This is a genomic window from Hypericibacter adhaerens (assembly GCF_008728835.1).
GTDB classification, from domain to species: Bacteria; Pseudomonadota; Alphaproteobacteria; order Dongiales; family Dongiaceae; genus Hypericibacter; species Hypericibacter adhaerens.
Genome location: NZ_CP042582.1, coordinates 5638905 through 5662543 on the forward strand (window position 1 = coordinate 5638905; position 23639 = coordinate 5662543).

A 23639-nucleotide genomic window follows, 5' to 3' on the forward strand; every position below is an offset into this window, starting at 1 on the left:
GCCCGGGCCGGCTTGCGGGGACGGGCCCGGCGGTGATATTGAGCGCCCGGGTCGCGGGGCAACCGGGAGCGAAACGGGGACAAACGCGCCGCTGCCCGACTTGAGAGGGAGGCCCGTCTCCCGTTTACTGGCGCAGGATCGAGGTCGGGATCCGGTCGGGGGCTGGGCACCGGCGATCGAGACCCGCGGGCGCGGCGCGTCGCTGCGGCCCGGGTTCCAAGGCAGGGGTGGATTCGAAAGACATCATGAAGCCGCGGCGTAAAATTCTCCTGGTGGATGACGACGAGGCGCTGCGCCGCTCGCTCAGCGAGCAGCTGACGCTGCATGAGGAGTTCGACATCGTCGAGGCGGGCGCCGCCGATGCCGCTCTCAAATCCAGCAAGGAGGACAGCTTCGATCTCGTGCTCCTCGATGTCGGCCTGCCCGACATGGACGGGCGCGAGCTCTGCCGCCTGATGCGCCGCGCCGGCGTCAAATCCCCGGTCATCATGCTCACCGGCGCGGACAGCGATGCCGATACCATCCTGGGGCTCGAATCCGGCGCCAACGACTATGTGACCAAGCCCTTCAAGCTGGCGGTTCTGCTCGCACGCATTCGCGCGCAGCTGCGCCAGCACGAGCAGAGCGAGAATGCGAGCTTCGCGATCGGGCCCTATCTCTTCCGGCCCGCCTCGAAGCTGCTGCTCAACGAGGCCACCGGCAAGAAGATCCGCCTCACCGAGAAAGAGACCTCGATCCTGCGCTATCTCTACCGCGCGGGCGAGCAGCCGGTCAGCCGCGAGACGCTCTTGGGCGAGGTCTGGGGCTACAATGCCGGCGTCACCACCCATACGCTCGAGACGCATGTCTATCGCCTGCGCCAGAAGATCGAGAAGAATCCCTCGCAGGCCGAGCTCCTGATCACCGAGCCCGGCGGCTATCGCCTGGTGCCCTGAAGGACGGTCCTGCGCCGGCCGTCGAGATAGAGCAGCAGCGCGCCCAAGGTCGCGATGCTGGTGACGATGGCGAGGATCGGCGAGACCGCATCCCAGCCGCCATGGCCTTGCTGCAGCAGCGCCAGCAGGATCGGGCCCAGCAGCACGCCGACATTCCGGCCGGTCATGATGATGGCGAAGGCGTGGGGGCCGGCGACGCGCCCGAGCACGGCGCCGGGCAGCGCGAAGAGGCAGGTGGGCGTGACCCCGGCCCCGATGCCGTAGAAGACCAGCAGCGCGATGCCGGCCTCGTCCGAGCGCGCCAGCGGCGTCAGCCACCAGTTGATGGCCTGCGAGGCGACCCCGATCAGCAGCAACAGCGTGACGCCCATGCCGCGGCGCAGGATCTCGCCGGTGATGACGTTGAAGCCCATCAGCACCACCACCGGCAGCAGATAGCCGAACACGGCGGCGACCGGTCCCAGCGAGCGCGCCTCGACCAGATATTGCGGCAGCCAGGTCATGTAGGCGTAATACTGGCCCGACCAGAGCAGGAAGATTCCGGCGCCGATCAGAAGCCCGCGGCGCTCGTGCGAAGAGAGCGGGGGCTCGACCATGCCGCGCCCGGTCTGGCCATGCCCGAAGGCGTGACGGCGGTCGAGGGCGGCGCCCCACAGCCAGAGCAGGCCGGTCACGGCGATGCCGCCATACCAGAGCCATTGCCAGTGATCCGCGCGCAGCGCCAGCGGGGCGCCGAGCCCGGCCGCGATCTGCCCGATGGGGATCCAGGCCGACGCCAGCGCCATGGCGAAATGACGATGGCGGGCGCTGGCGCAGCGGCCAGCGATGGCGGGTCCCAGAATGGCGCCGATCGCGAAGGAGAAGCCTTCGAGGGCGCGGCCCGCCAGCATCAGCCAGCCCTGCGCCGGCAGCAGGAGCGAGAGCAGGTTGCCGGCGATCATGACGAGGGCGGCGATGGTGATGCCGCGGAGCGCCCCGTGACGTGCCAGCCAGCGGCCGGCCGGAACGGAAAAGAGCAGCCCCGCCACCGCATAGACCGACATGAAGCTGCCGGCGAGCATGCGGTCATAGCCATAGCGCTCGAGCAGCATCGGCAGCACGGGCGGCAGCTTGAACTGCTGGTAGGCGACGAGCGAGGCGAAAGCGACGCCGAACACGACGCCGGCCCAGTCCGTATCGCTGCGGGAATCGCGCCGGACCGCTTCTGTGGCATTCACGGGTGACGGCTTCCTCTGGTCGGGCCGGAACGGGACAAGAGGCCGGCGCGGCGCCCGATCGGCGAGAGCAAAGTCGGGATTGACGGGGGAGCCATAGCCGCCCTCGCCGGTCCGAGGCAAGAGCCCCCGGAGCCGGGCACCGGGCCAACCGCCGCTTAACCATGCGGCCAGTGTTGCTTTCTCGGTTTCCGGCTTGAGCGCTGTCGGGCTTTCTGGTTGGTTGACGGGGGCGGCGGCAATGGCGCGTGGAGGTGGGCAAGGTGGCCCAAGCCGAAGATTTCTACGTCAGGTTCTGGGGGGTCCGGGGGAGCATCGCCTGCGCTGGCCACGAATTCGAACGCTATGGCGGCAACACCTCCTGCGTCGAGATTCGTTGCGGCAAGCATATCCTCGTCTTTGACGGCGGCACCGGCATCCGCGCGCTCGGTGCCGCCTTGAAGCCCGAGGAGCCGGTCGATCTCGACCTGTTCCTGTCGCACAGCCATTTCGACCATATCGTCGGCATTCCCTTCTTCGGCTCGCTCTTCAACGCGCAGAACAAGGTCCGGCTGTGGGCGGGCCATCTTCTGCCCGACCGCACGCTGAAGGATGTGATGGGGAAGATGATGGCGGCGCCGCTCTTTCCGGTGCCGCCGGAGATCTTCGCCGCGCAGACCAGCTTCCTCGATTTCCGCGCCGGCGAGAGCTTCGAGCCACGCGCCGGCGTCCGGCTCGCGACCGCCTCCCTCAATCATCCCAATCACGCGACCGGCTACCGCGTCGAGTTCGACGGGCACTCGATCTGCTACGTCACCGATACGGAGCATAAGAAGGAGGGTCCGGATCAGGGCATCCTCAAGCTGATCCGCGACGCCGACATCGTGATCTACGATTCCACCTACACCGACGAGGAATATCCGCGCTTCGCCGGCTGGGGCCATTCCACCTGGCAAGAGGGTGTGCGCCTCGCCGAAGCCGCGAACGCCAAGCGGCTGGTGATCTTCCACCACGATCCCAGCCATGACGACACGATCATGGACCGGATCGCCGAGGCGGCGGAGAAGATGCGCCCCGGCACGGTGGTCGCACGCGAAGGCCTGACGCTCCGGCCGTGAACTTCGTGATTGCAGAAGGTGCCTCGTCTCTTTCCCCTCCCTCCTCGAGGGGGAGGGCCGGGAGGGGACTGACGCGGTCGTCGCAACAAAGACCTTGCAGCGCTTCTCCCATCGAGACTTCCCCCTCCCCAACCCTCCCCCGCAAGGGGGGAGGGGATGGGCGATGATCTCGCGCCCCACCTGGCGGCGCTTGGCGCTCGGGCTGCCGACGATCCTGGGCTTCGCGCGGCGCGGCTTCTTCATCCCCTATCGCTATGCCGAGAGCGTGGCGCCCGGCGGCGGCAGCGATCTCTATCCGGCCGTCGGCCAGCTCTTCGCCGATTATGCCGACATCTTCGCCGAGGCGCTGGCGGTGCTGGCCGACCATGAGGGCGACTTCCAGCGCATCGTCGCGAACCGCGAGCCGGGCGCGCCGCGCTTCGACCAGGACTGGTTCCCCCGGCTCGACGCGGCGATGGCCTACGCGCTGGTCCGGCGCTTTCGCCCGCGCCGCATCGTCGAGGTCGGATCCGGCCATTCGACGCGGTTCGTGGCGCGCGCCGTGGCCGATGGCGGGCTCGAGACCGCGATCACCGCGATCGATCCGGCGCCGCGGGCCGACATCGCCCGCCTGCCGATCCGCCTGGTCCGCGAGCCGGTGCCGCAATGCGGGCCGGCGCCCTTCGAGACGCTGGCGCCCGGCGATCTGCTGATGATCGATTCGAGCCACATCCTGATGCCGGGCACGGATGTGGATTTCCTGCTCTCGACCGTGCTGCCGCGCCTCAAGCCCGGCACGCTGATCCATATCCACGACATGATGCTGCCCGACGACTATCCGGCCGATTGGGCCTGGCGCGGCTACAACGAGCAGGCAGGCGTGGCGGCGCTGCTGGGCAGCGGGGCCTGGCAGCCGCTCTTCTCGAGCCACTGGGCCGTGACGCGGATGGCGCCGGCCGTCGCCCAATCCGCGGCGGCGGGCCTGCCGCTCCTGCCGGGTGCCCGCGAGACGGGACTCTGGCTCGAGCGCCGCGGTCGCGGCCAGCGGACCTACTTGTAGGGGTCGGCCGCGTCCCTGAGCCCGTCGCCCAGGAAGTTGAACGCCAGCACCACCAGGATCACCGGCAGCACCGGGAACATCAGCCAGGGATAGAGCGCCACGACGTTGATGTTCTGCGATTCGTTGAGCAGCACGCCCCAGCTCGTGATCGGCGGCCGCAAGCCCAGCCCCAGGAAGCTCAGGGCCGTCTCGCCCAGGATCATGGAGGGGATCGCCAGCGTGGCCGAGGCGATCAGATGGCTCATGAAGCTCGGGATCAGATGGCGCCAGATGATGCGCCGCGGCCTCGCCCCCATCAGCTCGGCCGCGAGGCAGAAATCCTCCTCGCGCAAGGCCAGGAGCTTCGAGCGCACGGCCCGCGCCAGCCCGGTCCAATCGAGCAGGCCGAGGATGAGCGTGATGCCGAAGAAGACCAGGATCGGGCTCCAGGTCACCGGCATGATCGCTGACAGCGCCAGCCAGAGCGGGACATGCGGCACCGAGCGCACGATCTCGATCAGGCGCGAGACCGCGGAATCGACCCAGCCGCCGTAATAGCCGGCGATGCCGCCGAGGCCGAGACCCAGGAAGAAGCTCACCGCGACGCCGATCAGGCCGATCGTCAGCGAGATGCGCGCGCCGTAGGTGATGCGCGACAGGAGATCGCGCCCCAGCCGGTCGGTGCCGAGCAGGAACATGGTGCCGCCTTCGGCGGGGCAGATCAGGTGAACGCGCGATTCGAACAGGCCCCAGAAGCGATAGCTCTCGCTCTTGCAGAAGAAGCGGATCGGCTCGACCTTGCCGGTGTCCTCGCTGTATTCGCGCTTCAGGTTCTGCATGTTGAGCCGGTAGTCGAGCCCATAGACGAAAGGTCCCACGAACCGGCCCTGGTCGAAGAAATGGATGCGTTGCGGCGGCGCATAGATGAAATCGACATGCCGGGAATGGAGTGCGTAGGGCGACAGGAACTCGGAGATCAGGATCACGAAATAGCAGAGGACGAGGAAGGCGCCCGAGATCACGGCCAAGCGATGGCGGCGGAACTTCCACCACATCATCTTCCACTGCGAGGCCAGGTAGTAGCGTTCCTGCTCGCTGCTCATCCGTTCGACCGAATAGGGATCGAACGGCGCGGTCGAGACCCGGTGCTGCAGGGGCAGGCGGGCGGGCGCGGACGCGGCGGGCGCCGCGATGTCGGACGGTGGCGTCATTTGGATGCGGCGGCCCCCAGCCGGATGCGCGGATCGAGCACGGCCAGCGCCAGATCCGAAAGGAACATGCCCACCACGGTCAAGAGGGCGAGGAACATCAGGAACGAGCCCGCCAGATACATGTCCTGGCTGCGCAGCGCATCGAGCAGCATGGGACCCGTCGTCGGCAGCGACAGCACCACCGACACGATCACCGCGCCCGACACGACCTCGGGCAGCAGGCTGCCGATATCGGCGATGAAGGGGTTGATCGCCATGCGCAGCGGGTATTTCCACAAGAGCCTGGTCGGCGACAGGCCCTTGGCACGGCCGGTCACGACATATTGCTTCTGCAGCTCGTCGAGCAGGTTGGCGCGCAGGCGGCGGATCATGCCGGCGGTGCCGCTGGTGCCGATCACGATCACCGGCACCCACAGATGCGCCAGCACCGACCTGGCCTTGGCCCAGCTCCAGGGCGCGTCGGCATAGCTCGGATCCATCAGCCCGCCGATCGAGATGCCGAACTTCACGTTGGCGAAATAGAGCAGCACCAGCGCCAGGAGGAAGCTCGGCGTTGCCAGCCCCAGGAAGCCGAGGAAGGTCAGCGCATAGTCGCCGAGGCTGTATTGCCGGACCGCCGAATAGATTCCGATCGGGAAGGAGACGACCCAGATGAAGATGATGGTCGCGACCGACACCACGATGGTCAGCGCCAGGCGGTCGCCCACCACCTGGTTCACCGGCATCCCGTATTCGAAGGAGTAACCCAGGTCGCCTTGCACCAGATTGCCGACCCAGACCGCGTACTGCACCAGGAAGGGACGGTCGAGGCCGTACTGGTGGCGCAGGAAATCGATCTTCTGCTGGTCGACCGCCTCGCCCTGGCTTTGCAGCTCGGCGATGTAGGTCGAGAGATAGTCGCCGGGCGGGGCCTGGATGATGGCGAAGACCAGGAAGCTGATGACCAGCAGCGTCGGCACCATCACGATCAGGCGGCGGAGCAGATAGGAGAACATCGGGCCTCGGGTGATCGGCGGGGAAATGGTTCGTTCGAAAGGGCGCCTCAGTTGGCGGCGGCCGTCTGGGTCGCCTTCTCGTCGAGCCAGAAGGTATCGGGCTTGTAGACGCCGAGCTGCGCGCCCGGCTCCCAGTTATAGACGGCCGTGTCCGGCAGATTGTGCAGGAAGTTCTTCGCCACCACCGGCTGCGGCACGCTGTTGACGGTGCCGATCACGAACACCTGGTCGCTGTAGATCTGCAGCATCTGCTCCCAGATCGCCGTGCGCTCCTCGTCGGTCGCGGATTCGCGCCACTTCTGCAGCAAATCGAGCAGCTGCTTGGCGACCGGCATGTCGGCGGCCTCGCCCGAGCCGCTCATGGTCTCGCGGAACTGGCCCCATTTCGGCCATTGCAGCTGCTGCTGGCTGGTCGGTGCGAATTCGAGCGGCGCCACGTCGGGCGTGGGAATGCCGTTGTCGAGCCCGGTCCAGACCGCCATGACATTGTCGCCGGCGAAGATGCGGTTGCGGAAGACCTCGCGCTGCGAGGGCTTCACATAGAGCCGGATGCCGAGCTGGGCCCAGCTGTCGCGGATCAGCTCGAGCACGTCCGATTCCTCGGTGCTCTCGCCGGCGCTCTCCACCAGGATGTCGACGGTGCGCCCGTCCGGCAGCAGCCGGACGCCGTCCTCGTCGCGCTTGTCGAGGCCCATCTCGTCGAGCAGGGCGTTGGCCTGCGCGATGTCGAGGCTGGCCCAGGCATTGGCGTAGGTCTCGTTGTAGAGCGGGCTCTGCGGCAGCACCATGTTGGCGCTTTCCTTGGCCAGGCCGTAATAGATCACCTGGTTGATCTCGTGCCGGTCGATCCCGAGCGAGAGCGCGCGCCGGAACCGCACGTCGCGCAGCACGTCGCGCCAGACCGGATCGTTGCAATTGAGGTTGGGGTAGAGCGCCACCTGCGAGCCCATGCCGTTGGTCCAGAGCCGCACGCGGTAATTGCCGCGCGTCTCGCCGTCCTTGAGGAAGGTGTAGTTGTCGAAGCGCAGGTTGCGCGACTGCAAGGTCGTCTCGCCGGCGCCGACCTTGGCCGGGATCAGCTTGCTGTCGACGATGTCGAAGATCACGCGATCGACATAAGGCAGCTGGCGGCCGCGCGGATCGACCCGGTAGTAGTAGGGATTGCGCTCGAACACGAAGCGCTCCGCCGGCGGCTTGGTCACCAGCATCCAGGGATCGAGCGTGGGCTGCTTGGGGTTGTCGTTCTTGTACATGTTGTCCCTGCGGTTATGCAGGGCGGCCCAGCTCGGCTGCTGCGCCTCCTGGACCTTCTGCGCCAGATCCGCGGCGTCCGCGTATTTGACGTGGAACTTCTTCAGGTAATGGCTGGGGCGGTAGATATAGAGCGGCGTCGTGCCCGCCAGCGCCGGCAGGAAGTCGGCATTGGGCTTCGACCAGCTGTAGCGGACGGTGTATTTGTCCGGGAACTCGACCTTGGGCCACTCGCCATCCACGCTCAGGACCGAGGGCGGACCCGTGGGCGACAGTTCCTGGTTGTTGGCGACGTCCTCCCACCAGTAGCGGAAATCCTCCGCATCGAAGGGTTTGCCGTCGGACCACTTCATCCCCTTGCGCAGGTGGAAGGTGAAGATGCGTCCGTCCTCGACATCGTAGGATTCGGCGATGTCGGCGACGATCTTGAAGTCGCGGTCGTAGCCCACGAGGCGCGCATAGCTATAGACCACCATCATGCGGGTGTCCTTGGCGGACCCCATCAGCATGGTGAGATCGCCGCCATAGCGCCCGGCCTCGCTCATGTTGGCGACCGCGGGATCCTCGGGCAGCCGCTGGTTCACCGGCGGCAGGTCGCCCGAGGCGATCTTGTCGGCGAACCAGGGCGAATCCGAATAGGCCTGCTGGGCCTGGGCGCCGCCGCTCTGGATCGATCCGGCCAGGAGGACCGCGAGCGCCGTCAGGACGCCGCGCCTCGCCCATCGCAAGAGGCGCGCGCGTGCCGGCATCGTCGCGAGGTCTGGCGCCGGCGAAAGGGACGATGAAGGGATCGGCCGCATCGGATCTGCCTCAGGACGCGAATTTAAGCGCGCTGGCCGCCTCGGCTGCACGCAGGAAATGGCCGGGCGCCACCTCGATCAACGAAGGGTGGTTCCCCTCGTCGATGGTGAAGGGTGCCGGCCAGGCCGAGGGCACCGAATGGCGCTCGGCGGTGAGCTTCTGGAAATCGAGCGGATAGCGCGGGTCGGGCTCGGGCACCGCCGAGAGCAGCGCCTTGGTGTAGGGATGGATCGGGTTGCGGAACAGGGTCGAGGAGGGCGCCAGCTCGACCAGCCGCCCGGCGCACATCACGGCGATCCGGTCGGCGATATAGTCCACCACCGCCAGGTTGTGCGAGATGAAGAGATAGGTGAGGCCCAGCTTCTGCTGCAGGTCCTTCAGCAGGTTGAGGATCTGGGCCTGGATCGAGACGTCGAGGGCCGAGACCGGCTCGTCGCAGATCAGGAGATCGGGCTGGAGCGCCAGCGCGCGGGCGATGCCGATGCGCTGGCGCTGGCCGCCGGAGAAGCTGTGCGGATAGCGCTTGAGGTGGCGGACATCGAGCCCCACCAGCTGCATCAGCTCCTTCACCGCCTCCGCGCGGCTGCGATCGTTGCCCACGCCATGGACCACGAGCGGCTCGCTGATGATGTCGAACACCGTCATGCGCGGGTTGAGCGAGCCGTAGGGATCCTGGAACACGAACTGGATCTTGCGCCGATACTTGAACAGCGCCTCGCCCCTGAGGCCCAGCACGTCGAGCCGCTTGCCGAAATCGTTGAAGGTGATCTTGCCGCTGTCGGGCGTGATGGCGCGCATGATCATCTTGCTGACGGTGGTCTTGCCGCAGCCGCTTTCGCCCACCAGCCCCAGGCACTCGCCGCGCGCGATCTCGAAGCTCACATCGTCGACCGCGAGGATCTTGTCGCTCCGGCCCGCCAGCGCGCCCTGGCGGCGATGATAGCTCTTGCTCAGATGCTCGACCGAGAGCAGCGGTCCCGCCGCGACCGCTTCCGCGGGCCAGTCCTTGCGGCCCCTGAGCAGCCGGGCGTCCGCCGTCGCGATCTCGCGGATCGGCACCAGCCTCTCGCCCGGCGCCATGTGGAAGCGCGGCACGGCGCGCAGGAGCGCCTTCAGATAGGGATGCTGCGGGTTGGCGAAGATGTCGGCCAGCATGCCGCTTTCCATGATCTGGCCGTGATACATGACCACCACTTCCTCGGCCATGTTGGCGACGACGCCGAGATCGTGGGTGATCATCAGGAGCGCCATCCCCAGCTCCTGCTGGAGGTCGCGGATCAGCTTCAGGATCTGCGCCTGGATGGTGACGTCGAGCGCGGTGGTCGGCTCGTCGGCGATCAGGAGCGCCGGCCGGCAGATCAGCGCCATCGCGATCATCGCCCGCTGGCGCAGGCCCCCGGAGAGCTCGAACGGATAGGTGTCGTAGGCCCGCTTGGGATCGGGGAAGCGCACCAGCCGCAGCATCTCGATCACCAGCTCCTTGCCGGTGGCCGCGTCCACCTTGCGGTGCAGATGCAGCGCTTCGCAGATCTGGTTGCCGATCGTGTGGAGCGGCGAGAGCGAGCTCATCGGCTCCTGGAAGATGATCGAGATGCGTCCGCCGCGCAGCTCGCGGAACTGGGAGCCCCGGGGCGACAGTTTCGCGATGTCGGTGACGGCGCCTCCCTTGGCCGGATCGGCGAACAGGATCTCGCCGCCGGTGATCCGGGCGGAGCCGGGCAGGATGCCCATGATGGCCTGGCTGATGACCGTCTTGCCCGAGCCGGATTCGCCCACCAGCGCCACCGAGCCGCCTTGCGGAACCCGCAGGGAGACGCCGCGCACGGCGTGAACCACGCCGCCCGGCAGCATGAAGGAGACCGAAAGGTCCTTGATCGAGAGAAGATCGGTCACGGCTCGACACCGTCGCGGGCGTCGCGCCAGGAAGGCCCGCCGGCAAAGCCGAGGGCTTCGAGATTGGCGCGCGTGGTGTCGTCGATCGCGATGCCGTTGTCGCGCACCGCGAGTGCCGCGCGCCGCGTCATGTCCTCGAAGCCATCGAGATCGGAATCGAAAGCGATGCGTGCCGTGGGCCCGGCGAGATGCATCGTGAACCATCCATTCTTGCGGTTGCGGCGGGTCGAGTAGTAACGAAGCTTAACCGACACGAGATCGCGCCATGCCACTGTTTCCTTACTGAAAATCACCGACCGGGGCGAGGTCATAGTGAGGGCCTGATCGGACAGCTCGATACGGACGGCTTGCCGCCACACCGTCCTTATCGTGAACAGGAGAAAGAGGAGCGTCAATCCGCCGATAAGAATGTGAACCTGTGGTGCCGAGGGCAGGAGCAGCCAGGCCGCGATCGAGCCCGCGAGGCCGAGGCCGCCGCGCAGATAGTCGCCGATGAGCCGGCGGCCCTGATACCGCAGCACCGTCACGCGGCCCTGCCATGGCCGGGGTCGGCCTTCGCAGGCCCGCGGAAGGCGATGCCGCTGCCGACCCAGCGGGCGGCCGGATGGCCCCCGGTTTCATCAAGAAAGCGCGCGATGAAATCCCAGCCGGCCCGGTCGTGGGCCAGATGATGTGTCATGAGGCCGGTCGGCTCGCGTCGGTCGGCCTCGCCGCTGCGCCGCAGGTGCAAATGGAGAACGGCACGTTTCAGGATGGGCCTTGCGCCCAGGAACCGCCGGGTCGTCCAGTTCATGACGTCGAGATGGACGTTGCTCTGCAGCATCCGGCCCGCCGCGAAACGATGGGCGCGCGCGCCGAAGACCGACAGGCCGCGATAATCCGCGCGCGCCAGGGCCGCGATCACGGTGTCGTCGATCCGGTTCCAGGGCGGCACCATCACCGCGATGAACTGCCGGCCGAACAGCTCCTCGAGCTTGCGCCGGCCCACCCTGAGCTCGGCCATGACTTTCGCCACGGGCCGGTGGGAACCCAGCTCGATCGTCTTGTCGCCGTCGGGGGCGTGATTGTGGTGCGCATAACCATGCTGCAGCACCTTGAGACCGGTTTCGGCGCGCAGCCGGCCGGCCAGGGCGCGGCCTGCCGGCGCCGGAATCACCGCGAGCGCCAGCGGCAGGTCGCGCGAGGACCGCAGTGCCAGGAGCCGGTCGAGGGCCGGCGAGGGTTCGACCGCATCGTCGTCGCGCCACCAGAAATCGGCGCGCAGGCCGGCATCCGCCCAGCGATCGAGCTCGGTCCTGAGCGCCGCCCAGCTGCTCATGCCCGCCGGCCCCCGGATGCTTTGCCGTCGGTCGCCAGGCCCGGGGCGTGCGGCCCGGCCAGAGCCCGCAGCATCCGCGCGCTTTGCGCCCCACCATCGAAACGCAGCGTCATCACCGGCCGGCTTGCCGCCGCGGCCCGGTCGATCGCCGCCGCGAAGGAAGCGGGCGCCAGCGCCTCGCCCTCGACCAGGTGGATCAGCTTCATCGCCGCCAGCCGGCGCGCCCGCAGGGTCTGCTCCGTCTCGCTGGCTTCGGCAAAGGGCACGACGAGCGCGCGGGCCCGGACGCTGAGGAGTTCCATGACGGTATTATAACCGGCCTGCGAGATGGAAAGGTGGCAACGGGCGAACAGCGCCGGCAGGTCCGCCCGCACACGATCCAGCTGAACGCCTGCAGGCAAGGACAGCCGCAAGGCGTCGAGGTCGCGCTCGGCCATGCCGGGACCGGTCACGATCCGCCAGGGTTTGTCGCGCCAGCGCGTCAACGGCCGCGCCGCGAGCGCCGCTTCGATCAGCGGGCGTCCCACGGCACCGCCGCCGGCCGAGACCAGGATCTCGTCGCTCACCGGCGTGTCCGCGCCGGCGATCGTGCCTTGCGCCGCGGAATCGACCACGAAGCCCGTATAGGCGAGACGGTCGGCCAGCGCCGACGCCACCGGAAAGCTGGCCTCGAGCGGAATGACCGCGGGATCGCCATGCACCAGCACGCGGTCGAAATATGTCCGCGCCAGCACGATCATCTCCTCCTGCCGCCGCGGATCGGATTTCATCACCAGCACGTCGCGCAGGGAGCAGACCGTGACCGGACGCGGATGCCGGGCCTGCGCGGCCTCGAGCAAAGGCAGGAGCTCGAAGCGGAAGGCGCGCCGGCCGAAAGGGAACTGCTCGATCAGCAGCAGATCCGGCCGGCACGCGTCGAAGAGGCCCAAGAGCGCCTCGCGCCGTGACGCGCGCCAGGCATCGTCGATCGGCTGTCCCCGCTCGTCGATGATGGTGGAGAAGCGGCCGTCGGCGCTTTCCGCGGGCGGCAGTTGCACCAGCCGTCCGGCCGGGGCGATGCCCTCGACCGGCCGTCCGCCCGAAGCGACGGTCACCTCGATGCCGGCTTCCTCGCAGGCGCGCACCAGCGCCATGGCGCGACGGAAGTGACCCACCCCGAGGAGATGCTGCACATAGAAGAGAAGCCGCGGCGCCATCAGCCGGCCCCGCGCCGAGGATCCGCCGCCGCCTCGGCCGGCAGGAGGGAGAGATTGAGCCGCTCGATCCGGGGCTGGCCGTCGGCGGCGATGGCGAATATCTGCAGGCAGTCGGGCTGGAGCTTCACCGGCGGCTTTCCGGTCATGTCCCACCGCGCCGCCATCGCGTAGAGCGCGCGCATGACGCCGCGATGGGTGATGGCGAGCCGGTCGTCGCCGGCGGCCGCGATCTCGCCGAGCCAGGGCCCCAGGCGCTGCTGCACCTCGCGCGGGGATTCGCCGCCGGGCGCCCGGTAGTCGAGGCCGCGCTCCTCGAGCGCCGCCATCGCTGCGCCCAGCCGCGCGCGCAAATCGGCGAGCCGCTCGCCTTCCCATTGGCCCTGGCTCATCTCGGCGAGGCGGGGCTCGATGGCGATGGCATCCCCATGGGCGTGGCTCGCCGCGAGGAGCGCCGCGGTCTCGCGGCAGCGCCGGAGGGGGCTCGTGACCCAGGGCCGGGCGGCCCAGGGCGCCGGTAAGCGCCAGGCTTGCACCCGTGCGCGACCCGCCTCGTCCAGCGGCTGGTCGCTGCGGCCTTGCAGCCGTCGCGCGCGATTCCAGGCGGTGGGCCCGTGCCGCAGCAACGCGAGCTGGATCGCCGCCGTCATGAGGGAAGCGAAATGACGGGCGGGAACGACATGGCGCTCAGGCGCTCGCGAGCGCGCGGCTGCCCGCCTCGCGCTGGGCGCGCAGCGAGGCCGCCGTCAGGATCTTGTCGAGCGCCGTCGCGGCTACCGCCAGCCGGTGGTCGGCGGCGACCTTGGCCAGCGCGGCCTGGCGCATCTGCTGGCCGCGTTGCGGCGCGTCGAGCAGCAGGCGCACCGCATGGGCGAAGGCGGCGGCGTTGCCCAGCGTCGTCAGGATGCCGGTGGCGCCGCTCGCCACGATCGACGCGACGCCCGCGCTGTCGCCGGCCACCACCGGCAGCCCCGAGGCCTGCGCCTCCAGGAGCGCCATGCCATAGGCCTCGTTGATGGCGGGCCAGACCATGAGGTCGCTGCTGACATAGGCGGCGGCCAGCCGTTCGGCGCCGAGCGCGCCCGCGAAACGCAGCCGCTCGGTACCCACCGGGGCCAGCGCCGCTTCGACCTCGGCGCGGGCGGGCCCGTCGCCCACCACCAGGAGCTGCCAGCGCCGGTCCAGAACGCCGGCCAGCGCTTCGGCCAGCACGCGATAGGAGGCAAGCTTGTCGCCCGGCCGCATCATGCCCACCGCCAGGAGCCAGGGCTGCTCGGGATCGAGCCCATAGGCGGTCACGAGCTCGCGCTTGTGCCGCAGCCTCGCGGCCATCGCCGCCTGGAAGGGGCTCTCGTCGAGAAATGGCTTCATCAGATGGAGGCCGCCGCCGTCGGACGAGGGCGACACCAGCGGGCGGACGCAGGCCATGTCGGTCGGGTTGAGCGCGATCACCGCGTCGGCGCGGCGGATGGCGGCCTCGACCGCCGCGTGGCCCTCGGCCCAGGGTCCCTGGGCGCGCTTGGGCGCATGCGAGGCCTCGGCCACCACATAGGCGAGGCCCAGCGCGTCAGCCACGCGCGGCCCGATCCAGTCGGGCGCCTTGTAATAGAGATGGTAGGTCAGCCACAGGCTCGGGCGCTCTGCCTCGGGCAGCGCCCGCCAGCGCCGGATCAGCCGCTCGGCCTGCTGCCGGCCCATCGCCGCGATCTCGGCTTGGCGGATGGGATTTCCGTCCGCCTCGCGCGACCGCAGCCGGCTCGCCAGCTCGACCTCGTGATTGCCCTTGGCAAGCGCCGCCATCAGCAGCCGTGCCATGGCGCGGTCGCCCGAGGGGATCGGATGGCCCGGGGGCTTGAGGGGCGCATAGAAGGCGACCTTCATGAGCGGGCACCCGCTGCGGCGCGGGCCGGCGCCGCCGCCGTTTCACCGGCGAGGGAAGGAGCAAGGCCGAAGCGGCGGCTCAGCCAGTCGATGCCCTGCGTCATGTCGAAATCGCGCCGCACCCGGTCTTGGCCCGCAAGGCCCAGCCGATGGCGCCGCTCGGGATCGCGGATCAGCCGCTCCAGGGCGGCCGCCAGGGCCGCCGGATCGCCCGGCGGCACCAGCAGCCCCTGGTCGCCGTCCTCCACCAGCTCGCCGATGCCGGGCAGCGCGCTCGAGACCACGGGCAGGCCCTGGCTCAGCGCTTCCATCAGCACGTTGGGCAGGCCGTCGCGGTCGCCGTCGGCGGCGATCACGCTCGCCAGCACGAAGAGATCGGCTGCCGCATAGGCCTCGATCACCCGTTCCTGCGGTTGCGCGCCGCGCCACTCGATCCGTTCGCCGAGCCCGAGCCGGGTCGCCTCGCGCTGCAGCGTCTCCTTGAGCGGCCCGCCGCCGACATGGACGAGCCGCCAGGCCAGACCCTGTGGCAACCGCGCCAGCGCCGCCAGCAGCACCTCATAGCCCTTCTTCGGCACCGCACGGCCGACCGACAGCAAGCGCACGGGTTGCGCTTCGTCGCTGCCGTCGCGGCGCTCCTGGCGCCGCGCCGCGGGTGTCGGGAAGCGGTCGAAATCGAGCCCGTGATGCACCAGCGTGACCTTCGACGGCGTCGGCGCCAGGGCGGCCAGATGCTGGCGGCCCTCGCTCGTGCAGGTCACGAGCCAGTCGAGGCTGGCGAGCTTCTCGCGCTTCTCCCAGTCGGGCGTGGTCCAGATGTCCTTGGCGTGGGCCGAGCCGCTCCAGGGCAGATCGAGCAGCAGCGCCGTATAACGGGCGACCGAGGCGGGCGTATGGAGGAAATGGGCGTGCAGCCGTTTTACCCCCACCGGCATTTCCGCCGCCAGCACGAGAGCTTGGCCCAGACGGCGCAGCCGGTTGCGGGTGCGATCGCGCCTGAGGTCGGCCATGAAGGCCTGCAGCAGCCGCGGATAGCGCGGGTGGCGCCGCATCCGTCGCCAGGCGCGCCAGACGCGCCACGGCTCGTGATGGAGATATTCCGGCAGGTAAAGCACCGGCGCGCGAATCTCGCGATGGACCGGGTGGAGGGAGCGGTCGGTCGGATGGCGCAGCGAGACGATGCGGATATCGAGCCCTCGTTCCTCGAGGGCGCGGATCTCCTGCGCGATGAAGGTCTCCGACAGCCTCGGATAGCCTTTGAGCAGAAAGGCGACGGTGTCTGCCAAGGGGTTCTAGCGCCTCGCCATCAGCCGGACCCCGCGATCATGGCCGAGCCGCACCGGCCCTGTCGAGCGCCGCGGCGGGACGGGAATCATCAGCCTTGTCCGTGGTTTGAGAGCAGCTCGACGGTCGGCTCAGCCGATGCCGATCGCCGGGTTGTGGGTGGCGCGCCTGATCCGGGGCCGGCGCTGGCGGGCGAGCCACTGCTGGGCCAGGCGGTTCACGTTGTAAAGCCCGTCGAGCAGGCCCGGCACCACCACCTGCGAGGGCAGGCGCTGCTGCGGCAGCTGGCGCAGCGCGGTCGCCATCATGTGCGGGTCGCGGTTGTTGCCTTCCTCGGTCAGCATCTGGATCAGGCCGAGATCGGCCGCGCGCGCCGCGCGGATGAATTGCTCGCGGCGCGGATGGGTGCGCGGAATGATGAGAGCGCGTTTGTCGAAGGAGAGGATCTCGCAGAAGGTGTTGTAGCCGCCCATCGCCACCACGCCGACAGCGGCCGCCATCAGATGCTCCATCTGGGCATCGAAGGTGATGGCCTCGACGTTGGGCAGCTGCGCCGCCCGGGCCAGGAACTCCCCCTGGCGCTCCGACTGCATGAAGGGACCCAGCACCAGGAGCGCGGGATAGGGCAGGTGGCGGTCATGCTCGTAGGCCGAGAGCACCCAGTCGATCACGCCTTCGCCATCGCCGCCGCCGCCGGTGGTGACCAGCAGATAGGGGCTGGTGATCTTCTGCAGATGCGTCATCTGGCCATGCGCCGCCGAGAGGGAGCGAGGCAGATAGCCGGTATAGGTCATGCGCTTGCGGACCGACCAGGGCACGTCGATGCCGGCGAGCGGATCGCCGCAGAGCTGCGGCAGGCCATAGACCCAGATATCGTCGTAGAGCTCGGCCACCGCCGGGATGACGCGCTTGCGCTCCCACTCGGGCGCCAGCAGGGCCGGCTCGTCCAGCACGTCGCGCAGGCCCAGGATCAAGGGCGTGCCGCGCTCGCGCAGCATCTCGAGCGTCTCCAGCGCCTCGCCCCGGAGGCCGAGCGGCTCCTTGTCGACGATGAACAGATCGGGATCGAAGATGTCGGCGGTGTGACGGATGATCGAGGCGCGCATCGCCAGCGTCTCCTCGATATCCACCAGGAGGCTGAGCGAGGTGTAGTCGCCGTTGCGCAGCTTGATCACGCCCGGGATGCGCACGAAATCGACGCGGGCGCGGAAATCGAACGAGCCGATGATCGGCGAGCCCGTCAGGATCAGGACCGAGAGATCCTTGTTGCGCTCGACCAGGGAATGCGCGATCGCGCGGCAACGGCGCAGATGGCCGAGTCCGAAGGTGTCGTGGCTGTAAATCAGCACGCGGGCGTTTCTGCGGGCTTCGCTCATCAAGGCCGTCCGCTAGCGCTCACTCTCTCGATTTCCCCCGGGGCGGGACTATGCCATAGCGGCAAATCCCGATGAAAGCGAACTTATCGGGAAAATCCCTGACCCGGTCATGACTTGGCCGCTGTTCCGCGCGGCGGCCGGGTTCGCTATGGTAGAGGAAAGCCTCAAGGCCAGGTCTGGGGGGACCGGCCGAATTGCGGGGGATGGCGATTGGAATCCAATCTTTTCAAATACATATGGCGACACAGCAAGGGCGAGCAGCTGGTCATCCTGCTCATCGTCGTGCTGTCCCAGCTGTTCTATTTCCTGTCGCTTGATCTGCCCAAGGCGATCGTCAACCGGGCCATCCAGGGCCAGGCCTTTACCGACGGGCGCACCACCACCCGGTTCTTCCCGATCGCTTTCGACGTGCCGGGTTTCCTCGAAGGGCTGGTCGGCCAGAAGCATGTCGTCCTGTTCGACGGCTTCCCGCTCGAACAGATCCCCTACCTGATCGCGCTCAGCATGCTGTTCCTGCTGCTCGTCATCATCAACGGCGTCTTCAAGCTCCAGATCAATACCCAGAAGGGCCGGATGGGCGAGCGCATGCTGCGCCGCCTGCGCTACGAGCTGTTCGACCGCGTGCTGCGCTTCCCCCAGCTTCACTTCCGCCGCGTGAAGCAGGCCGAGATCGCCACCATGATCAAGGACGAGGTGGAGCCCCTGGGCGGCTTCATCGGCGATGCGTTCGTGGCGCCGGCCTTCCTCGGCGGCCAGGCCCTCACGGCGCTGGCTTTCATCCTGGCGCAGAGCTGGCTGCTCGGCGCCATCACGGTCGCGATCCTGCTGGCGCAGGCCATCATCATCCCGAAGCTCCGCGTCAAGGTGCTGATGCTGGGCAAGGCCCGCCAGTTGACCGCGCGCCAGCTCGCCGGGCGCATCGCCGAATGCGTCGACGGTTCCTCCGACATCCATGCCCACGATACCTCGAACTTCGAGCGGGCCGACATCGCCACCCGGCTCGCGCGCATCTTCGACATCCGGTTCGATCTTTATCAGCGCAAGTTCGCGGTGAAGTTCCTGAACAACATGCTGGCGCAGATGACGCCCTTCCTCTTCTACCTGGTGGGCGGCTATCTCGCGATCACGGGCCATCTCGACATCGGCGGGCTGGTGGCGGTCATCTCCGCCTATAAGGACCTGCCGGGGCCGGTGAAGGAATTGATCGACTGGGATCAGCAGCGCCAGTCCGTGCAGATCCAGTATGAGCAGGTGGTCGACCAGTTCCAGCCGGACGGCGTGCTGGCCGCCGAGCTGCAGGCGATCGATGCGCCGGCCCCGCCGCTCGAGGGCGATGTCGCCTTCTCCAACCTCACCGTCATCGACGAGGCCGGCTCGCGCGTGCTCGACGGCATCGCCGCGAATTTCCCGCTGACCTCCAGGATCGCGGTGATCGGACCAGGCGGCAGCGGCCGCGAAGGCTTGGCGCTGGCGCTGATGCGGCTGATGCCGCCGGTTGCCGGCGGCATCTCGATCGGCGGCAAGAGCCTGGCCGAGATGCCGGAGGCGGTGACCGGCCGGCATATCGCCTATGCGGGGCCCGAGCCCTATCTCTTTCCCTTCTCGGTGCGCGAGAATCTGGTCTACGGGCTGAAGCATCGTCCGTTGCGCATGCCGGAATATGACGGGGCGGCTCTGGCCAAGCGCGAGGCGATCGTCCGCGAGGCGCGCCGCAGCGGCAATCCCGATTTCGATCTCAATGCCGACTGGATCGACTACGAATCCGCGGGCGTCGACGGGCCGGAAGCGCTCGAGGCGCGGCTGACGGCGCTGCTCAAGACCATCGAGCTCGATGAGGATGTCTATCAGCTCGGTCTCCGGGGCACGATCAACCCGGCCCAGCGCCCCGAGCTGGCCACCGCCGTCGTCGCCGCGAGGCGCGACCTGGCGCAGCGTCTCGCCGATCCGGCCATGGCGGCGCTGGTCGAACCCTTCGATCCCGACCGCTACAACAAGAACATGTCGGTGGCCGAGAATCTCCTCTTCGGCACCGCCAAGGACGAGCTGGCGCCGGAACGGCTGATCGAGAACGACTATGTCCGCGAGCTGACGCGGCGCCTCGGCCTGCGCGACACGCTGGTCGACATGGGCCGCCAGATCGCGGAGACGATGATCGAGATCTTCGCCGATTTGCCGCCGGGCCATCCCTTCTTCGAGCAGTTCTCCTTCATCGGTGCCGAGGATCTGCCGCAGTTCCGCGCAATCCTGGGCCAGCTCGGCAAGACCGGCATCGCCAACCTGGACAAGAGCGCGCGGGCGCGCCTGATGCAGCTGACGCTGCCTTATATCGAGGCCCGCCACCGCCTCGGCCTGGTGGACGAGGCGATGGAGCGCCGCCTGCTCGAGGCGCGGCGCGCCTTCGCCGAGGGCCTGCCCGAAACGCTCAAGGGATCGATCGAGTTCTATGACCGCGAGCGCTACAACGCGATCGCCAGCCTCCAGGACAACATCCTGTTCGGCCGCCTGGTCTATGGCCAGGCCCAGGCCGCGCAGAAGATCGGCCGCCTGATCGCCGAGGTGCTGGATGCGCGCCATCTGCGGGAATCGGTGCTGGGTGTCGGGCTCGATTTCCATGTCGGCATCGCCGGCAAGCGCCTGACCGCGGCCCAGCGCCAGAAGGTCGGGCTCGGCCGCGCGCTGCTGAAGCGCCCGCAGCTCCTGGTGCTGAACGAGGCGACCTCGCTGCTCGACAATGCCAGTCAGATACGGATCGCCGATTCCATCCTCGGCAGCAAGGACAGCTTCGGTGTCCTATGGGTGCTCCACCGCGCCGACCTGGCGCGGCGGTTCGACCGCGTTCTCGTCATGAATGACGGGCGGCTGCTGGAGCAGGGGCCGCCTGCCGATCTGGATCGCTCCGGCACGACATTTCACGAGCTGGTTAACGCCGCTTGAGCGGCTTGACCGGGAGAACCATTTCTTTCTGAAGGGCCCGGCACAGGAGGCCATGGATGAGCATCAATCAGGAAGTCGAACTGCTGCGACGGATCCCGATGTTCTCGAAGATCGATCCGGCGAAGCTGCGGCTGCTGGCCTTCGCCAGCGAGCGCGTGACCTTCCCGGCCGGGGAAATCCTGTTCCATCAGGGCGACCCCGCGGATGCCGCCTATCTGATCATCGACGGCAGCGTCTCGATCACGGTCGAGCTGGCGAGCGGGCCGCTCCTCGTGGCCAAGGTCGGCAAGGACCAGATCGTGGGCGAGATCGGCATCATCTGCGACGTGCCGCGCACCGCGACGGTCACCGCCGAGCAGCAGACCGTGACGCTCAAGATCACGCGCGACCTGTTCTTCCAGATGATCAACGATTTTCCCGTCATGGGCGTCGAGATCATGCGGGTGCTGGCGCATCGCCTCGAGCACACGACGGCGCAGCTGCGCAACTGCCAGCAGCGGCTCAACCAGCTCGAGCATGCGTGAGGCCCGCGAGGGATCCCGGGCGCGAGACTGACGCCGGATGAGCCGGCTCGATTCCTACATCCGCCGCATGCAGGCGCAGAAGCTCTGCCTCGATCAGGCGGCCCGCATGATCGGCCGGCGGCCCGGTCCCGTGCTGGAGCTGGGCTTCGGCAACGGGCGCACCTACGACCATCTGCGCGAGCACTTCCCCGGCCGGGCGATCTACGTGTTCGACCGGCAACTCAATCCCCACCCCGATTGCATTCCGCCGGCGGACCTGGTGCGGCTCGGCGATTTCCGCGAGACGCTGCCGCGCTTCCTCGACGAGGCGCCGGAGCCCGCGGTCCTGATCCACGCCGATATCGGCACCGGCGACAAGATCGCGAGCCTCAGGCTCGCGCGCGACCTGACGCCGACGCTGGTCCATCTCCTGGCGCCGGGCGGGCTGCTGACGGGCGACCAGCCGATGAACGATGCGGAACTCGAAGCCCTGCCGCTGCCCGAGGGCGTGCAGCCGGACCGCTATCACCTCTATCGGCGCAAGGCCTGATCGCGGTCGCGGTCAGGCGAAATCCACCACCACCGGCACGTGATCCGAAGGCTGCGCCCAGCCGCGCGCTTCGCGCAGCACCGACGCGCCCTTGAGCTGGCCCTTGAGCGGACGCGTCACCCAGATATGATCGAGACGCCGGCCCTTGTCGGACGCGTTCCAGTCGGCGGCGCGGTAGCTCCACCAGCTATAGAGCTTGTCCTTGGGCGGGATGAAGTGGCGCACGGCGTCGGTCCAGCCCAGCCCTTCCTGCAAACCCGTCAGCTTCTCCACCTCGATCGGCGTGTGGCTCACCACGTCGAGCAGCTGCTTGTGCGACCAGACGTCGGTCTCGAGCGGCGCGATGTTGAGATCGCCCACCAGGATCATCTTGCGCTGCGCCTTGCGCTCGCTCTGGAACCAGTCGGTCATCTCGTCGAGGAAGTCGAGCTTGTGCGCGAATTTCGGGTTAGCCTTGCGGTCGGGGATGTCGCCGCCCGCAGGCACATAGAAATTATGCAGCTCGACGCCGCCCGGCAGCCTGACCGCGAGATGCCGGCAATCGCCCTTGCCGCACCAGTCGGGCCCCTCGACCGGCTCGAGCGGCAGGCGCGAGAGGATCGCGACGCCGTTATAGCTCTTCATCCCGCGCCAGCGCCGGTGCGGATGGCCGCCGGGCAGCAGATCGGCATTGGGGAAGAGATCGTCATGGACCTTGATCTCCTGCATGCAGATCACGTCCGGGTCCCAGCGCTGGACCAGGCGGGCGAGATGGTCGAAGCGCAGGCGTACCGAATTGACGTTCCAGGTGACGAGACGCATGAACCGAACCGGATGGGGAGGCGCGCCCGACGGGACGCGAAGGGAGGGTTGATCGAGCCGAAGCCCGCTCCTTATAGCGGGCACCGCCGGCGCTTTGAAGGCGCCCTTGGCAGCTCCGCCGGGGCGGGTTCCATCAAAAAGATAATATTCCTAGAGATCAGGGGCTTCCGCCGCAGGGCGGGCCCGGCAAGAGGCCCGGTCCGCGACCCGGATGCGGCCGGCAAGAGCCAGCGCTCGGATCCGCCAGGACCGGGATCGGGTGGACCTGAAGGTCCACCCGACGGCCACCGGAGCGTCGCCCGCGAACGTGAAATCCTTAAGGGATTTCACAGGCTTGGGCTGGCATCCAGGGCCTAGAAAGGCGAACGCCCGGCCAGGGGGAGACCGGGCGTTCTCAGTTCCGTCTAGGAGCCCGTCGCGGTAGGGGAGGCCGCTTCGGGCGACGGTCGCCATTGCGGCGCCCGCCACTGTATGAGAGTGATTTAAGCCGCTTCGAAGCCGCTTTCAATGGTCACTTTGCCTCTTGACCATGATGTTTTTGCAACACTGAGGCGCGTCTACTCCGCGGCTTTGCCGGGGGTCCGCAGACGGGCCCGGGCGCGGTCCCGGCAGGCTGCCCCGAAGGCCTTGAAAAGAGCCAGAGAAACAGGGTTTTCGGTGACCCTGTACTCGGGGTGCCATTGCACACCGAAAGCGAAGGTTTTGGCCTTCTCGACTCGGACGGCCTCGATCACATCATCGGGAGCTTTGGCTTCGATCGCGAGGCCCGGCGCCAGGCGGTCAATCGCCTGCCAATGGAGCGAATTCACCTCGATCTCGGTGCGCCCCAGGATTTTGGTCAGCATCCCAGAGGGTTCCAGCGAGACCTTGTGTTGCGGTGCGTATCTCGCGTCGTAATCGACGTTCTTGGGGCTGCGATGGTCGCGCTTGCCCGGCAGGTCATGGACCTGGGTGTGAAGCGTGCCGCCCAAGGCGACGTTGAGTTCCTGATGGCCGCGGCAGATGCAGAAGACCGGCACGCCCGCGGCGATGGCGGCGCGGATCAGCGGCAGGGTGGTGGCATCGCGCTGCGGGTCCTGCGGGCTGTCGGGACGGTCCGGTGCGCCGCCGTAATGGCGGGGATGGATGTTGGAGGTGCTGCCGGTGAAGAGCAGGCCGTCCATCCGGTCCAGCAACGACGGAATGTCATAGGCCTCGCCCAGCACGGGCAGCAGCAGCGGCATGCCTTGCGCGCCCTCGACCACGGCGGTGATGTATTTCTCGCCGACCGCGTGGAAAGGCAGCTCCTCGACCGACTTGACGCAGGCCGGGATGCCGATCGCGGGCCAGGAGGCATCGATGCGATACATGATGAGGCTCGCCTCGTAAGGACGCCGGACCGTCT

20 protein-coding genes are annotated in these 23639 nt (G+C 68.1%); 6 read left to right on the forward strand and 14 right to left on the reverse strand.

The features are described from left to right. The first annotated feature begins 245 nt into the window (after positions 1-245). Positions 246-935 (forward strand): response regulator transcription factor, encoded by a 690-nt coding sequence (locus FRZ61_RS25295; RefSeq protein ID WP_151120421.1) that lies wholly within the window; start codon positions 246-248, stop codon positions 933-935. On the opposite strand, the gene FRZ61_RS25300 is transcribed toward FRZ61_RS25295, so the two are convergent. After that, a complete protein-coding gene (locus tag FRZ61_RS25300) occupies positions 917-2152 on the reverse strand; it encodes an MFS transporter (protein ID WP_151120422.1) in 1236 nt (411 codons plus the stop codon). The two genes, FRZ61_RS25295 and FRZ61_RS25300, sit on opposite strands and share 19 nt — an antisense overlap. A 260-nt stretch (positions 2153-2412) precedes the next feature. Here FRZ61_RS25300 and FRZ61_RS25305 point away from each other — a divergent pair, with 260 nt between their 5' ends. Then, positions 2413-3246 (forward strand): MBL fold metallo-hydrolase, encoded by an 834-nt coding sequence (locus FRZ61_RS25305; RefSeq protein WP_151120423.1) that lies wholly within the window; start codon positions 2413-2415, stop codon positions 3244-3246. Positions 3247-3409: 163 nt separating this feature from the next. Then, positions 3410-4285, forward strand: coding sequence for a class I SAM-dependent methyltransferase (locus FRZ61_RS25310; protein ID WP_151120424.1), 876 nt, complete (start codon positions 3410-3412; stop codon positions 4283-4285). Here FRZ61_RS25310 and FRZ61_RS25315 read toward each other — a convergent pair. From FRZ61_RS25315 to FRZ61_RS25365, 11 genes are all read right to left on the reverse strand, one after another. Further along, positions 4276-5475 (reverse strand): ABC transporter permease, encoded by a 1200-nt coding sequence (locus FRZ61_RS25315; RefSeq protein ID WP_151120425.1) that lies wholly within the window; start codon positions 5473-5475, stop codon positions 4276-4278. The genes FRZ61_RS25310 and FRZ61_RS25315 overlap by 10 nt on opposite strands. Continuing rightward, positions 5472-6470, reverse strand: a complete 999-nt coding sequence (locus FRZ61_RS25320; RefSeq protein ID WP_151120426.1) for an ABC transporter permease — start codon at positions 6468-6470, stop codon at positions 5472-5474. Before FRZ61_RS25320 ends, FRZ61_RS25315 begins: the two co-directional genes overlap by 4 nt. A 47-nt stretch (positions 6471-6517) precedes the next feature. Then, positions 6518-8470: an ABC transporter substrate-binding protein gene (locus FRZ61_RS25325; RefSeq protein ID WP_151120427.1), complete on the reverse strand. Its 1953-nt coding sequence runs from the start codon at positions 8468-8470 to the stop codon at positions 6518-6520. 61 nt (positions 8471-8531) lie between these two features. Further along, positions 8532-10415: an ABC transporter ATP-binding protein gene (locus FRZ61_RS25330; RefSeq protein ID WP_225309003.1), complete on the reverse strand. Its 1884-nt coding sequence runs from the start codon at positions 10413-10415 to the stop codon at positions 8532-8534. Further along, positions 10412-10942: a hypothetical protein gene (locus tag FRZ61_RS25335; RefSeq protein WP_151120428.1), complete on the reverse strand. Its 531-nt coding sequence runs from the start codon at positions 10940-10942 to the stop codon at positions 10412-10414. The genes FRZ61_RS25330 and FRZ61_RS25335 overlap by 4 nt, the downstream gene beginning before the upstream one ends. Beyond that, entirely contained in the window at positions 10939-11733 is a 795-nt protein-coding gene (locus FRZ61_RS25340) for a polysaccharide deacetylase family protein (RefSeq protein ID WP_151120429.1), read from the reverse strand. Before FRZ61_RS25340 ends, FRZ61_RS25335 begins: the two co-directional genes overlap by 4 nt. After that, positions 11730-12929, reverse strand: a complete 1200-nt coding sequence (locus FRZ61_RS25345; protein WP_151120430.1) for a glycosyltransferase family protein — start codon at positions 12927-12929, stop codon at positions 11730-11732. The genes FRZ61_RS25340 and FRZ61_RS25345 overlap by 4 nt, the downstream gene beginning before the upstream one ends. Beyond that, positions 12929-13576 (reverse strand): histidine phosphatase family protein, encoded by a 648-nt coding sequence (locus FRZ61_RS25350; protein WP_151120431.1) that lies wholly within the window; start codon positions 13574-13576, stop codon positions 12929-12931. The genes FRZ61_RS25345 and FRZ61_RS25350 overlap by 1 nt, the downstream gene beginning before the upstream one ends. Before the next feature lie 37 nt (positions 13577-13613). Beyond that, positions 13614-14807: a glycosyltransferase family 4 protein gene (locus FRZ61_RS25355; protein WP_151120432.1), complete on the reverse strand. Its 1194-nt coding sequence runs from the start codon at positions 14805-14807 to the stop codon at positions 13614-13616. Next, complete coding sequence (locus FRZ61_RS25360) at positions 14804-16093, reverse strand: glycosyltransferase (protein ID WP_151120433.1); 1290 nt, start codon at positions 16091-16093, stop codon at positions 14804-14806. The genes FRZ61_RS25355 and FRZ61_RS25360 overlap by 4 nt, the downstream gene beginning before the upstream one ends. A 129-nt stretch (positions 16094-16222) precedes the next feature. After that, a complete protein-coding gene (locus FRZ61_RS25365; protein ID WP_151120434.1) occupies positions 16223-17467 on the reverse strand; it encodes a glycosyltransferase family protein in 1245 nt (414 codons plus the stop codon). A 210-nt stretch (positions 17468-17677) separates the two neighbouring features. Here FRZ61_RS25365 and FRZ61_RS25370 point away from each other — a divergent pair, with 210 nt between their 5' ends. Genes FRZ61_RS25370 through FRZ61_RS25380 form a run of 3 tightly spaced genes read left to right on the forward strand, consistent with a single transcriptional unit; the run spans position 17678 to position 21454 of the window. Beyond that, positions 17678-20401, forward strand: coding sequence for an ABC transporter ATP-binding protein (locus FRZ61_RS25370; RefSeq protein WP_151120435.1), 2724 nt, complete (start codon positions 17678-17680; stop codon positions 20399-20401). Positions 20402-20457: 56 nt separating this feature from the next. Next, the gene (locus FRZ61_RS25375) at positions 20458-20925 is read left to right on the forward strand and encodes a cyclic nucleotide-binding domain-containing protein (RefSeq protein ID WP_151120436.1); all 468 of its coding nucleotides are present in this window, start codon (positions 20458-20460) and stop codon (positions 20923-20925) included. A gap of 37 nt (positions 20926-20962) precedes the next feature. After that, positions 20963-21454, forward strand: a complete 492-nt coding sequence (locus tag FRZ61_RS25380; protein ID WP_151120437.1) for a class I SAM-dependent methyltransferase — start codon at positions 20963-20965, stop codon at positions 21452-21454. Between the two features lie 12 nt (positions 21455-21466). Here FRZ61_RS25380 and FRZ61_RS25385 read toward each other — a convergent pair whose 3' ends face one another. Both FRZ61_RS25385 and FRZ61_RS25390 read right to left on the reverse strand, forming a co-directional pair. Further along, positions 21467-22255: an exodeoxyribonuclease III gene (locus FRZ61_RS25385; RefSeq protein WP_151120438.1), complete on the reverse strand. Its 789-nt coding sequence runs from the start codon at positions 22253-22255 to the stop codon at positions 21467-21469. A gap of 557 nt (positions 22256-22812) precedes the next feature. Further along, positions 22813-23604 (reverse strand): gamma-glutamyl-gamma-aminobutyrate hydrolase family protein, encoded by a 792-nt coding sequence (locus tag FRZ61_RS25390; RefSeq protein ID WP_151120439.1) that lies wholly within the window; start codon positions 23602-23604, stop codon positions 22813-22815. Between the last annotated feature and the right edge of the window lie 35 nt (positions 23605-23639).